Genomic DNA, 13619 nt, shown 5'->3' on the forward strand with positions numbered 1-13619 from the left:
ATTCATTACATCCTGTGATGACCCTCAAATATCATGTTTACCCCGCTCCCACATTTGGATCTCCTGCACAATTAAAATCTCCTGCCCATTTGGATCTTCTGCACAGTTGGATTTTTGTAATCGAACAGTCCCATGTGCAGCGCTCCATTTTTGTGAAAAACCGGCAGCCCGTGACGCGCTGCCGGTTACGCCTCAGAACTGCCAGTCGAGCGTCAGACCGACGCCATGATCTTTCTCGTTCGAGCCGATCAGGCCGTTGTAGTCGAGGTTGACCCGCACGTCGCGATTGAGCGCCAGCCCGGCGCGCACGCCGACTACGGCAGCGTCACGATCCATCGACACGCTCTGCACGGTGAACGCGCTGTTGCCGTTGGCGAAGGCCAGATGGCTGTCGGCATCGACGCTGCTCAGGTTGTGTTGCCAGCCGAGGCTGGCGCCCAGTTCCAGCTGATGCTTATCCGACACGGCGAAGCTGCGCTTGGCGCGCACGCCGAGGGTCGACAGCACCACGTCGCGATTGTCCTCGCCGCCCTTGAGCGCGGCAGCGTCACCCTTCTCGGTGAAGCTGTCGGTGTTGAGGTGCACGTAGGACAGATTGGCGAACGGCTCCAGGTTCATCGGTTGCAGGCCCAGATCGTAAGCGGCCTCGGTGAACAGTTGCGCGGTGGTCGCGTCACGTTTGGTTTTCTGTTTGCCGCTGACGTCGCCGAACTGCAGATCACGCTTCACATCGATGCGATGCCAGCTGTAGGCGCCGCCGACGGTCAGGCGCAACGCGTCGATCTCATGGCCCAGATATGCACCCAAGTGGTAGCTGTCGACCGACGCCTGGGAATGCGTGCCGCTGCCCATGCTCAACGAGCTGTCGCTGTAACCGGTGACGAAACCGAGACGGGTATCTTCAGCGATCAGCCCGTCGACACCGGCCAGCAGCCCGCCGATGGAGCTATTGGAATCGGCATTGTCGTGCCCGCCGTCACTCTCGCCCCACGATCCGAGGACCTTGACCCAGACGTTGCTGCGCTCATCAGTCGGCGCATCGGCGTTGAAGAGGTCACGCTCCCGCAGGCGTTCGCCGACGGCTTCGCGCAGGTAGCGGCTGTCGTTGATCAGCAGCGTGCCGATGGCCGGGTGAATCTCGCCGGACAACTGTTGAAAGCCTTGCTGCGCCGACGCCGCATCGGGCGACAGCAACAGGGTTTCGAACAGCGCATTGCCCGCGCCCAAACGCTCGGCGGCCGCACCAACGGCGCGCTGGTTCGGCGTCAGCCCGACGCTGGCGAACGATGCCTCATTGCGCCCGACTGCCAACTGAATGCCGCCCGCCGAATAATCCAGAGTGCCGCCGAGGAAAGCGTAATTCGGCAACACCTGGCCGAAGCGCCCTTCGATGCCTCCCGCCGCTTGCAGAATGTTGTAGCGAGTGCCGAGCAGGCTTTGCACTTCGCCGGTGCTGAGCAAGGTCGGGCTGTTTTCCAGCGACAGGCTCACCGTGGCGCCGTCGATGACCGCTTTGCCGCCCGCGACGATCTGATCGCTGCGGGTTGGCGACAGCTCTACGGCGTAGGTTGAGCCCGGCGCGAAGGTCACGTCACCCGCCACATTCAGGGTGCCGATCGAATTGCCCGGTGCCACCGTACCGCCGCTGCTCACCGCCAGCGCGCCGATGCGGCCGTTGCCGCCGAGGATACCGCCATTGTTGACGGTGACCGCCGATTGCAGCGATCCGTTGATGGCCAATCGGCCCTGATTGACCAGCGTCGGGCCGCTGTAAGTGTTGTTGCCGGTCAGCACCAAAGTGCCGATGCCTTGCTTGGTCAGACCGCCATGGCCGCTGATGTCGTTGCGCCAAGTGTCGAGGCCGCACGTGATGTCGGTGCACACGCGCTCGGTCGGTTTGCCCTGATCGATGATCGCGCCGATGCCCGGCAAATCAGCAACGAACTGGCCGGAGCCGTAAGCACCCTGTACGCGGAATTCCTCGGGAATGTCCTGCTCGGTAACGAACATCGCCGGGCCGTCTATGGCTTTGCGCAGGTTGATCATGCCCCAGCCGTACAAGGCGTCGATGCCCGGCGCGCCGAGGTCGGTGGCGGTGGTACGCAATACGCTGGCGACCTGGTCGCCGCTCATGTACGGGAAGCGCTCCATCAGCACGGCGATGGAACCGGCGACGTGCGGTGCCGCCATTGACGTGCCGTTGTAGTTGGCATAGCTGGTGGTCAGGTTGCCGGCGTTGGTGCCTTCGATGATCGAGCTGTAGATCTTGGTGCCCGGTGCCGAGACGCAGTAACTCGCCGTATAGCCGCAGCGCGAGGAGAACGTGCTGATCACGTACGGATTGGCACTGGCGGTGTCCGGGTTCTGCTGCAACGCGGCGACGGTGATCCAGTTCGGCGCGATGTCCGGAACGAAGTAGCCGAGGCCGGCGATGGCATCCGGATTGTTCAGGTTGTAGTCGTTGCCGGCGGCAAAAATGGTGACGATGCCGCTGCGTGCGGCGGCAATCGCACCATCGTAGGCGCCGCCGGGTTTGGTGCCGAGCAAGGTGCGGATTTCGTTGAACTGCAACTGCGCGTCGTTGACGGTGAAGTGCGGATACGCCGGATCGCGACCACCCAGGTCGAAGCGGTCGGTAATGCCGATGCCCCAACTGTTGTTGATGATCCGCGCACCGCTGGCGATCAGCGCATCCCAACCGGCCTTGTACACCGCGCCGTCGTTGCCGCGCACGATGCCGTCCTCCGGCCCCGGGTCACCGTTGTCAGCGCTGATGATCTGCGCACCGAATGCGACGCCATGCATCACCCCGCCATCGCGACTGCCCGCCGCGATGCCGCCAACGTGAGTGCCGTGGGCGCCAAGCTTGCCGTTGGAGCCGACCGAGGGTGAACCGTCATAGAGGAATGCATCACCGGCCTTCACCGGAATGTACGGGTCGGTGTATTCGCGGATACCGCTGGTGACCAGAGTCACGACTTTGTTGCTGCCGGAGAACTCCGGATGCGCGGCGTAGACCGGCTGATCGAAGATGCCCAGTTTCACGCCTTTGCCGGTGTAGCCGGCGGCATAGGCATAATCCGCACCGATCGCGCCCAGGCCCCAATCAGCCTTGAATTCGCTGCTGCGCCAACTCGACGGATCGCCGTTGCGGCCGTTTTCCACGTACGGCGCTGCCTGCGCCAGCGCACTGGCACAGAGCATGGCGACTGTCAGGGTTTTCAGGGCAAAGCGGCCACCCGATTGCGCGGGGGTATTGTTGTTATCCATCCACGACCTTCCTTAGTGATGTTGCGAAAAATCCGGTTGCCTGTGCTGCCGTTGATCGTTCCCACGCTCTGCGTGGGAATGCCTCTAGGGACGCTCCGCGTTCCAATGGGACGCAGAGCGTCCCTGGCTGCATTCCTTTGCTGCGCGTGGGAACGATCAACACAGGTTTTGCGACTGCTGCGCAGTCGAGCGGGGATAAATCCCCTCGCCACAGTGGCTCAAACGCATGCAATCAGAACTGCCAGTTCAGGCTCAGGCCAACGCCATGCAGCTTCTCGCGGCTGGCCAGTTGGCCGTTGTAATCGAGGTTGACCCGCACGTCCTTGCTCAAGGCCAGACTGGCCTGCACGCCAACCAGTGCGGCATCGCGAACCAGCGCCGAACTCTCCACGGAATACGGCGCGCCGCCATTGGCAAAGCGCAAGTGCTGTTCCGATTCGATATCGCTGAGGCTGTGCTGCCAGCCGAGACGGGCGCTGACGTCCAGCGCTTGCTGGCTGGAAAGGTTGAAGGTTTTGCTCGCCCGCACGCCCAAGGTGCTCAACACCGCATCACGCTGATCGCCAGAACTTTTCAGCGCAGCGGCATCGCCCTTCTCGGTAAAGCCTTCGGTGTCGAGATGCAGGTAAGTCAGGTTGGCGAACGGTTCGAGCACCAAAGGTTGCAGCTGCAAGCGATACGCCGCCTCGGCGAACACCTGCGTGGTGGTCGCATCGAGCTTGGCTTTCTGCTTGGCGCTGACCGCGTCGTATTGCAGATCACGCTTCACATCGCCACGATGCCAGCTGTACGCCACGCCGCTGCTCAAGCGCCAGGCGCCGATGTCGTGCCCGGCGTAAGCGCCGAGGTGATAGCTGTCGACTTTCGCCGAAGAATGCGTGCCCGAACCCATGCTCAAGGAGCTATCGCTGTAGCCGGTGACCAGACCGATGCGAGTGTGCTCGTCCAGCGCGCCGTCGACACCCGCCAGCAAACCGCCGATCGAGGTGTTGTAGCCGGCCGTGTCGCGGCCCGAATCGGTGCTGCCCCAGGCGCCGATAGCTTTGATCCAGCCGTTGCTGCGGGGCGCCGAGTCATCGTGCAGCCGCTCGCCGACCGCATCACGCAACTGGTGGCTGTCGTTGATCAGCATCGTGCCCAGCGCCGGATAAATCTCGCCGCTCAGTTGCTGGAAGGCTTGCTGGGCCGAGGCTTGAGTGGGTGCACGAAGCACACTTTCGTAAACCGAATTGCCAGCGCCCAGACCTTCGACTGCTGCCGCCACCGAACGCTGGTTCGGCGTTTGCCCGACGCTGGCGAAACTGGTTGCGTTGCGCTGGATATTCAGCTGAATGCCGGTTGCGGCGTAATCGAGGGCGCCGCCGATGAACAGGTAGTTCGGCACCACCGCAGCGAACTGCCCTTGCACGCCGCCGGCCGCTTGCAGGATGTTGTACTGGCGACCGAGCAGGCTTTGCGCTTCGGCGCTGCTGAGCAAGGTCGGGCTGTTTTCCAGCGCCAGACTGACGCTGGCGCCGCTGATGGTTGCCGTGCCGCCGGCAACGATGCGGTCACTGCTGGTGGGCGATAGCTCGACGGCGTAAGTCGAGCCTGGGGCGAGTGTCACATCGCCGGCGACGTTCAAGGTGCCGATGGAATTGCCCGGTGCGACCCGGCCGCCGCTGTTGGCGGTCAATGCGCCGATGCGTCCGGAGCCGCCGAGGGTGCCGCTGTCGTTGACGGTGACCGCTGAAGTCAGCGAACCATTGACGGTCAGCAGACCGCCGTTGACGGTGGTCGGGCCGCGATAGGTGTTGTCGCCGCTGAGCAGCAACTGACCGGCGCCGGACTTGATCAGGCTGCCCTGATACACCCGGTTCGCCGCTGCCGCATCACGGAGCATGCCGACCGCGTAATCGGTCTGGTCCTGCTGACTGGCGCCGGCCGCAACGCCGTTCTGCCAGCCTTTGTCCTGCAGGGTTTGCTGCCAGGCGCTGTGCTCGGCGAGGTCTTCGTTTTGACGCTGGAGCAGTGCCTTGTCGGAGATGTCATTGCTCCAGACATCGCGCTGCCCTGCCCCCAGATTGGCATCGAACGCACCGAGCAATTGCCCCGGCCCGCGCATCGCCCGGTTGAGATTCGCGACACCCCAGCCGACGCGCTCGTTCGGTGCGTCAGTGACCGAGCCGTCGAGCTGGGTGGCGGTGGTCAGCAGCACCTCGAGCGCTTGCTGGTTGTTCATGTACGGATAGCGTTCCATCACCAGCGCCAGGGCGCCGGTTGCGTGCGGCGCCGCCATCGAGGTGCCGGACTTGATGCCGTAGCCGCCGCCGGGAATGGTGCTGTCGATCTTCGCCCCCGGCGTGGTGATGCACCAGTATTTGGCGATGCCGCACTGGTTGTACTTCTGCTGATTGCCCTGATCGAGCCCGGACACCGCCAGCCAGTGCCCTTCCAGATCCGGCTGAAAGTACGGCAGCGCCGAACGTACGCTGGCATTCGGGTAGCCGCTGTTGCCGGCGCTGAAGACGTTGATCACACCACGCCGGGAAACGTCGGCAGCGGCGTCGAGCCAGGTGCCTTTGTTCCAGTGTTGCGCGTAGGCGGCGTGCAGGTCGGCCAAAGTGCGATAGCTGACATCCGGCGGCTGACTGCCCCAGCTGTTATTGATCGCCCGCACGCCGGCGTCGGCGAGGCTGTCGTAGACCGCTTTGAAATAACGCGGATCAGGGCCGGGGCCGAAAAGGAAACTGTCGTTCTTGTTGGTGTTGCCGACGTAGATCTGCGCGTTGTACGCCACGCCGTGCATGCCGCTGCCATCACGGGCAGCGCCCATGGTCCCGACGACGTGGGTGCCGTGGGAATCGTTGTTCGGGTTGAGCGTGCCGTCGACGTTGAACACTGAGCCATCGACGTAGCTGCCGCTGGCGGAGACCGGGTGATAGCGATCGGCGGAGAATTCCGGGTGGGCGACATCGAAACCGGAATCGAGCGCGCCGATTTTCACGCCCTTGCCGGTGACGCCGGCGGCGTAGGCCTGATCGGCCTGCATGCGTTCCAGGCCCCAGTCACGCAGGAACTCGGCGCTGCGCCAACTGGAGGGATCGCCGGGCTGGCCGGGTTCCAGGTATTGCGCCTGAACCTGGTTTGCAGAAATTACAAGCAACAGGGTACCGACCGAAATCGGCTTGATGCGTACGTCCATGTTCATCACTCACGTTTTTGTTGTTTTGTTCAGGGCTGAATTGCGGTGTCGCCCCTTCCCCTCACCCCAGCCCTCTCCCCGAGGAGAGGGAGCCGATTTGTGTTGATGTCACAACCTGCGTCCGGCTCGGTCGTTCAGGTCGATGCGGCTATCGCAGGCCACTCGGTCAGTCCCCTCTGCCTCTGGGAGAGAGTCTGGGTGAGGGCTGTTGCGCGACCACAAATGCTTCGTCCACCCGCGCCAGATCCTGCTCATTCAGCGTCCCGGCGTAGTAATGCAATTTGGTCCAGGCCATCAGGTAGTCGTAACGCGCCTGGGCCAGGTCGCGGCGGGTGGTGAACAGTTGCTGCTCGGCATTCAACGCGTCGAGGTTGGTCCGCTCGCCGCCCAGAATGCTTTGTCGGGTCGAGACCACCAGCGCCTCGGCCGACTTCAAGGCCTTCTGATAAGCGCGCAATTTGCTCACCCCGGACAGGCAGGCACTGAACTGTCGGCGCAGTTCGATCAAGGTTTCGCGGGTTTTGCCATCCAGTTCGTACTCAGCCTGTTCCATGGTGCGGCTGGCCTGGCGCGTCGAGGCCGACACGCCACCGCCGGCGTACAGCGGCACGCTGACTTCAAGGCCAATGGTGTTGGTTTCGTAGCGCTGGTTATAGGTGTTGCCGCTTTCGGACTCGTTGTCGCGCATCGAGGCGTAGGCACTGACTTTCGGCAGATGCCCGGCGCGGTTGCGCTCGACTTCGTAGCGCGCCACTTCTACGGCCTGACGTTGCGAAGCGAGGTTCGGGTTGTTGCTGATCGCCAGTTCATGCCAGGTGTCGAAGTTCGCCGGTTGCAGCGTGAAGGTCTGGAATTGCTGACCAAGCGGCGCCAGATCGCCGATATCCACCGCCGGCACGCCCACCAGCGCGCCAAGTTCGCGCAAGGCCGCATCCTGCTCGTTACGCGCTTCGATTTCCTCGGCAGTCGCCAGCTCATAGCGCGACTCGGCTTCGAGAATATCGGTGCGCGTACCCTCGCCCTGCTTGAACATGTGTTCGTTCTGCTGGAACTGTTGCTCGTAAGCCTTCTTCTTCGCCTGGGCGATGTCGATCTGGTCTTGGGCGAACAAGGCTTTGGTGTAGTTGTCCAGCACGCGCACCAACAGCTCCTGACTCTTGCCGCGAAAGGCTTCGTCGGCAAACAACGACTGCGCGACACCTTTGCGATACGCCGCATAAGCCTCGTAATCGAGCAGCGGTTGCTGCACCGTCAGCGCCGAGCCGTAACTGTTGTAGTTGCGCTCATCGGTGCGGTTGCGCGCGCGATCATCCAGAGACGTAGCCTTGGACGAGTTGCGGCCCTTGTTGTAGGTGTAGCCGATCCGAGGCAGCAGCCCGGCGCGGCCAATCACACGGTTTTCAAGGCCGGCATCACGCTCCTTGATCGCGCCAAGGAACACCGGATCGTTGCGCAACGCCTGTTCGTAAATCTCGAATGGCCCCATGGCCGCGACTGCCGAGTGACTCGCGAGCAGCATCATCGCGGCACCCAGCATTGAAAGCTTTTTCATACAGCCGAACATCCTTATTCCTCGGTCAACGCAGAACCGGCGCGATCGAGCAGCGGTTTGAACAGGTAGTTGAGGAGTGAACGCTCACCGGTGCGCACGAACATTTCCGCCGGCATGCCGGGCTTGATCACCAGGCCGTTGAGCTTTTCCATGGCCTGATCGCTGACGCTGCTGCGCAACACGTAATACGGCACGCCGGTTTTCTCATCGACCATCTGGTCGGCGGAGATCAGGCTGACTTCGCCGGGCACGCGCGGGGTTTTGCTCTGGTTGAACGCGGTAAACAAAATGTCCACCGGCAAATGCGTGCCGACCTTGTCGATCAGGTTGATCGGCAAGTGACCTTCCACTTCCAGGGTGGTGCCTTGCGGAACGATCTCCAGCAGGGTTTCGCCCTGACGCACCACCGCGCCTTCGGTGTGCACACCGAGGTTGACCGCCACGCCATCGGCGGTGGCGAGGATCTCGCTGTGTTGCAGGTCGAAACCGGCGGAGGTCAGCTGTTCGGACAGCGTCACGCTTTTCAGTTGCGCGTCGGCCAGTTGCGTGCGCACTTCCTTCTGGTACTCCTCGCCGTGCTGCTGCAACTTCAGGCGCGATTCAAGGATGCCCTGCTCCACACGCCCGCTTTCACCGGTGTTTTCCGCCAGTTGCTGCTGCACTTGCGACAGTTGCCGCTGGTAATCCATCAAGCGGTTGCGCGGGATGTAGCCGTTGTCGGCCAGCGGTTGCAGATTGCTCAACTGTTGCTGCAAGGAACTGGCCTGGGCATTGAGGTCGCTGCGGGCGCGACGCATGCCGGCCAGTTGTGCAGTGGCGCCTTCGATGTTGGCGCGCAGTGCCGCTTGTTCCCGGGAGAACGCTTCGCGGCGGCTGCTGAACAATTGCCGCTGGCCCTCCAGCACCAGCGCCAGGCGCGGGTCCGGGTCGTTGCTCAGCTCGGCCGGAAAGGTTACTTGTTTGAGGTTGTCGCGCTCGGCCTGCCAGCGCGCGAGGCTGGCCCAGGCCATGCGGTATTGCGCCTGCAGCGATTGCACATCGGCGGCGACCTGAGTCTGATCGAGGCGGAACAGCGGCTGGCCCTGCTTCACGATCTCGCCTTCGCGCACCAGAATCCGGCTGACCACGCCGCTGCTCATCGACTGCACAGCCTTGCGTTTGCCCGACACCACCACCGTGCCTTGCACCGGAATGCCCTGATCCAGCGGCGCCAGTGCCGCCCAGGTGAAGAAACTGCCAGCGCCGACGATGGCCAGAATCCAGCCCATGCGCGCGAAGAATTTCGCATCGCGCTCCGGACGTTCGGTGAGGTAGGCGTGTTCCATGTTCGCTTCGTTTTGCGTGTTCATGCTGACGCTGCTCATACACCCGAATTCCTTGTCGAGGGCTGATACTGCCGGCTCATGCTGAGCCCGCCCGGTGCTTGTGCAGCTTTCTCGCGTTGCTGTTCCTGCTGGCCGGACAGTGCCTTGAGCACATCCTGACTCGGGCCGAACGCTTGCAAACGACCATCGTTGAGCACCAGCAATTTGTCGGCCTGAGCCAGTACCGAAGAACGATGCGTGACCAGAATCACCGTGGTGCCCTGGGCCTTGAGCTGGGCTATAGCGCTGGCCAGTGCCGCTTCGCCGACGGTGTCGAGGTTGGAATTGGGTTCATCGAGCACCACCAGACTTGGCGTGCCGTACAGCGCGCGGGCCAGGGCTACGCGTTGTTTCTGGCCACCAGACAAGCCGCTGCCGTCCTCGCCCAGTTTGGTGTCGTAGCCTTGTGGCAAGCGCAGGATCATTTCGTGGACGCCGGCCTGTTGCGCGGCGGTGACGACTTTCTGCGCGTCGGCTTCACTGAATCGCGCAATGTTCTCGGCGATGCTGCCGCTGAACAGCTCGATGTCTTGCGGCAAATAACCGATGTAAGGGCCGAGTTGATCACGGTTCCACCGATGAATATCGGCGCCGTCCAGTCGCACCGTGCCGCCCAGAACTGGCCACACGCCGACCAGCACCCGGGCCAGGGTCGATTTGCCGGAACCGGAGGCGCCAAGCACACCGAGCACTTCACCTGCGCCCAGAGTGAAATTGACCAGGTGCAACGTCGCCGCACGCTGCCCGGGCGGCCCGGCGCTGACTTGTTCGAAGGTGATCTGGCCTTTCGGTGCCGGCAGCGCCATCGCCTCATCGCTGGGTGGAAACGCCTGCAACAGCGCATCGAGACGACGGTAAGCCAGCTTCGCCCCGCTCCACTGTTTCCAAACGGCGATCAGCTGATCGATCGGGCTCAGCACGCGGCCCATCAGGATCGAACCGGCGATCATCATCCCCGCCGTCATGTCGCCCTTGATCACCAGCAACGCGCCCAGGCCCAGCACCAGGGATTGCAGGCACAGACGCAGGGTCTTGCTCAACGAACTGATCACCGCGCCGGTGTCGCTGGCCTGGTTCTGCAAGCCGAGAAAGCGCGAATGCACGCCGAACCAGCGCTTGCGCAGCGCGCCGAGCATGCCCATCGCCTGAATGGTTTCGGCGTTGTGCAAGTGGCTGGTGGCCAACTGGCTGGACTGTTGGGAAAACCCGGCAGCCTCGCCCAGCGGCTTCTTGGTCATGTATTCGTTCAGGCACGCCAGCGCGATCAGCAGCAACGCGCCCGCCGTCGCCAGCACGCCGAGCCAGACGTTGAACAGGTAGATGACAAACAGATAGACCGGGAACCACGGTGCGTCGAAGAAGGCGAACAACGCCGGGCCGGTGACGAACTGGCGGATATGAGTCAGATCGCCCAGCGACTGCCCGGCATTGCCTTCGCCCTTGAACAGGTTGCGCTCGAACGCCGCCTGGTAGACGCGCAGATTGAAACGACGCTCCAACTGGCTGCCGATGCGAATAACGATAAAGCTGCGGATCACTTCCAGCAGGCCGATGAAAGCGAAGAACCCGACCACCATCAACGACAGCATTGCCAGGGTGGTTTCGTTCTGTGACGACAGCACCCGGTCATAGACTTGCAGCATGTAGATGGACGGCACCAGCATCAGCACATTGATCAGCGCGGTGAAACAACCTACGCTGATCAAGATGCTCTTATAGTCACCCAGTGCCTTTATTAACGGAGCGGTGGCTGGGGCCTTCGCCATCTTCATTGATTTTTCCTGAACAGTATTCATCGCCCCTGAGAGGCGAGACTTCAATTAATTAAGCGACCAATCCGGATTACACTTCCGCGGCGCCCATTTACACTTTCATAACAACTAGCGCTGATTAACGCAGTGCAGTTGACTTTATTTGCCTTTATAACCGTACGACTGATCGCTATAACCGTATGGGTATGTACAAGAGCAGATCAGTTGTCGGGCGCCGTACGTTCCAGCGTGACGATCAGCCCCGACTTCAAAGTCGCCAGATACAACCCATCACGTTGTCGGCTGAAAAACCCGATTCTTGAGCCTTCGTGACCGGTGATCGATAAGCCGTCCGGATCAGGAAACCAGCCGATCGGAACGTGTTCGAACCAAGCGCCCAGACACTCTGCTCCCTGACCAAGGGTCTTGTTGGCGAGCAGTTCGACGCTGCAACTGTTGGACGGCTTGTCCTGGAGCTTTTGTGCTTGTCGTTCATCGACCGTTGCGGACAGCGTTGCCTGCCACTGTCCAGCAAACACGGAAGGCTCTTCGAGTCTGAGGCTGCTTGCCATTGCTGTTGCTCCTGAAATCGTAACCAGCGCCACTGAAAGCCACGTCGATGCCGCGTAGGTAAAAGCTCTATTGAACATGGGAAAATTCGCTCCAACCCGTAGCGTTGCGTACAGCGCCTACCGTTGCAAGTAAAGAAAGCGACGCTTTGGGCGCCGCTTTCCTTTCACATCACGCCACGATGTCGCTGGCCGCTGCCTGACCCACGGTGCTGACGATGAAGTCAGCCACGCCATGCCCGGAGAAATCCACCGACAACAGGCTGTTGCCGCCCGACGAGGTCAATACCGCATCGCCGGCGGAACCGGTGAAGCTGTTGACGAAGTGCAGGCCCGCGCCATTGGTGATGCCGGTCAGGTCGATTTTGTCCAGACCGCTGACAAAATCGAGGATCTGATCGATCGCACCTGGTTTGGAGTCCGAGCTGGCGGCAAACACAAAGGTGTCCGAACCGGTGCCGCCCCACAGCTTGTCGGCACCGCCAGCGCCGTAGAGGATGTCGTTGCCGGCACCGCCCTTCAGCTCGTTGGCCACGCTGTTGCCGATCAACAGATCGCTGCCCGAACCGCCAATCGCGTTCTCGATGATCGCGCCCTTGGCAATCGACACGTTGCCGACCAGGCCGCCCACGTCGGAGAACGAAGCATCGTTGAGGTTGATCTTCTGATTCTGGGTGAAACCGGAGAAGTCCAGGGTGTCCTTGCCGCCGGCATCCCACACCGAAAACACCACTTTGTCGCTCGACGACGAAGCGCTGAGGAAATCGCGACCGGCATTGGAATTGAACCCGTAGGTGGTATCACCTGTGCGGGTCGTGGTGTTGGCGCCGTAGAGCTTCTGGATGGCTGCGATATCGTCCATCAGCGGGCCGGACGAGTAGGCTTCGACGCCGCCCTTGCTGAAGTTCTGGTTGGTGTTGCTCTCGCTCCAGTAACTCATGACGCTGTAGCCACGGGTGTCCTGGCCGTAAGTCGCGTCATTGTAGGTCGGGTTGCCATTGCCGGCGTTGTAGGCGCCAGGGTGAGCAAGGCCCAGGGTGTGGCCGATTTCGTGGGTCAGGGTCTGACGCCCGTAGTTGTTCAGGTCCGGGTTCTTGTTTTGCGTGTAACCGCTATTGATCAGGTACCACGAAGTACCGTCATAGCCAGCGCCAGTGCCTGGCAGATAGGCGAACGCCGCAGCGCCGTCCTGGCCACCGCTGTAGTTACCGAAGGTCATGTGACCGTCGCCGCCCGAGGCTCTCTCGGTAAAGGTGACATTGGCCACGTCGGCCCAGGACTGCATGGCGAGCTTGGCCTGGGCTTGCTGCTGCGCGCTGAACTGACTGAACCCGCTGATTCCGTGCTTGTTCATCGTGCTGTTCGAAGCCGAGGTCAGGAACGTATAGGTCAGTTCGATCTTGCCGCTGCCGTCCTTGTCCTGGTAGGCAGCGCCGTCACGCAACAATTGCGTAGCCGCCTGGTCGACGGAGTACGAGGGTTTGCCATTGACCGTGAGGTTGCCGCCCCGATCGTATTGATGGCTGAAGCTATTGATCTGGTTGTACGCCGAGCTGAAGGCAGCCAGCTGGAAAGCCTGTTCGGCGGAATCAACAGCATTGGTTTTAACTTTCGACATAAACACACTTCCTTGTTTAGCAATGGAACAGTTTTTGTCCGACAGGACGATCTTGGCGAGATCGTCCTATCACTCGCCCAATGAAGGCGTAACGAACCTGACACAATTTGAAATCTGTCGTAAAGAGTTTTTTTGCGATCCAATTTGGTTGGCTGTGGAAACTGCCGTAAACAAAGCGCGCGGGAAGGAAAGATAGTTTTTTAGTTGCTGAGATAGCGGGAATCGTCTGACGATTTTCTATTTAAATATTAAATATCGGTAAGTTCGGATTTGTTGCGCAAGTCACACTTTCAGTCAGCGGTGCCAGTGCT

7 protein-coding genes are annotated in these 13619 nt (G+C 61.4%); all 7 read right to left on the reverse strand.

The window, feature by feature from the left end:
* Window positions 1–192: 192 nt before the first annotated feature.
* The gene (locus tag ACZ0AZ_RS23265; protein ID WP_463538246.1) at window positions 193–3270 is read right to left on the reverse strand and encodes an autotransporter domain-containing protein; all 3078 of its coding nucleotides are present in this window, start codon (window positions 3268–3270) and stop codon (window positions 193–195) included.
* 232 nt (window positions 3271–3502) lie between these two features.
* On the reverse strand, window positions 3503–6454 hold the full coding sequence (eprS, locus tag ACZ0AZ_RS23270) for an autotransporter serine peptidase EprS (RefSeq protein WP_463538247.1): 2952 nt from the start codon (window positions 6452–6454) through the stop codon (window positions 3503–3505).
* A 166-nt stretch (window positions 6455–6620) separates the two neighbouring features.
* On the reverse strand, window positions 6621–8018 hold the full coding sequence (locus ACZ0AZ_RS23275; RefSeq protein WP_463538248.1) for a TolC family outer membrane protein: 1398 nt from the start codon (window positions 8016–8018) through the stop codon (window positions 6621–6623).
* Between the two features lie 2 nt (window positions 8019–8020).
* Complete coding sequence (locus ACZ0AZ_RS23280; RefSeq protein WP_039761528.1) at window positions 8021–9370, reverse strand: HlyD family type I secretion periplasmic adaptor subunit; 1350 nt, start codon at window positions 9368–9370, stop codon at window positions 8021–8023.
* Window positions 9367–11142 carry a type I secretion system permease/ATPase gene (locus tag ACZ0AZ_RS23285; protein ID WP_039761529.1) on the reverse strand — a complete coding sequence of 592 codons (1776 nt, stop codon included), beginning with the start codon at window positions 11140–11142 and terminating at the stop codon, window positions 9367–9369. Before ACZ0AZ_RS23285 ends, ACZ0AZ_RS23280 begins: the two co-directional genes overlap by 4 nt.
* Window positions 11143–11342: 200 nt before the next feature.
* Window positions 11343–11771, reverse strand: coding sequence for an AprI/Inh family metalloprotease inhibitor (locus ACZ0AZ_RS23290; protein WP_152641573.1), 429 nt, complete (start codon window positions 11769–11771; stop codon window positions 11343–11345).
* Window positions 11772–11862: 91 nt separating this feature from the next.
* The gene (locus ACZ0AZ_RS23295) at window positions 11863–13308 is read right to left on the reverse strand and encodes a serralysin family metalloprotease (protein WP_463538249.1); all 1446 of its coding nucleotides are present in this window, start codon (window positions 13306–13308) and stop codon (window positions 11863–11865) included.
* Between the last annotated feature and the right edge of the window lie 311 nt (window positions 13309–13619).

Source organism: Pseudomonas sp. AC239, from assembly GCF_979258545.1.

Coding starts and splice junctions, on each gene's coding strand:
- eprS (WP_463538247.1), bottom strand. CDS start 6,454: ATGGACGTACGCATCAAGCCGATTTCGGTCGGTACCCTGTTGCTTGTA.
- ACZ0AZ_RS23265 (WP_463538246.1), bottom strand. CDS start 3,270: ATGGATAACAACAATACCCCCGCGCAATCGGGTGGCCGCTTTGCCCTG.
- ACZ0AZ_RS23275 (WP_463538248.1), bottom strand. CDS start 8,018: ATGTTCGGCTGTATGAAAAAGCTTTCAATGCTGGGTGCCGCGATGATG.
- ACZ0AZ_RS23285 (WP_039761529.1), bottom strand. CDS start 11,142: ATGAAGATGGCGAAGGCCCCAGCCACCGCTCCGTTAATAAAGGCACTG.
- ACZ0AZ_RS23280 (WP_039761528.1), bottom strand. CDS start 9,370: ATGAGCAGCGTCAGCATGAACACGCAAAACGAAGCGAACATGGAACAC.
- ACZ0AZ_RS23295 (WP_463538249.1), bottom strand. CDS start 13,308: ATGTCGAAAGTTAAAACCAATGCTGTTGATTCCGCCGAACAGGCTTTC.
- ACZ0AZ_RS23290 (WP_152641573.1), bottom strand. CDS start 11,771: ATGTTCAATAGAGCTTTTACCTACGCGGCATCGACGTGGCTTTCAGTG.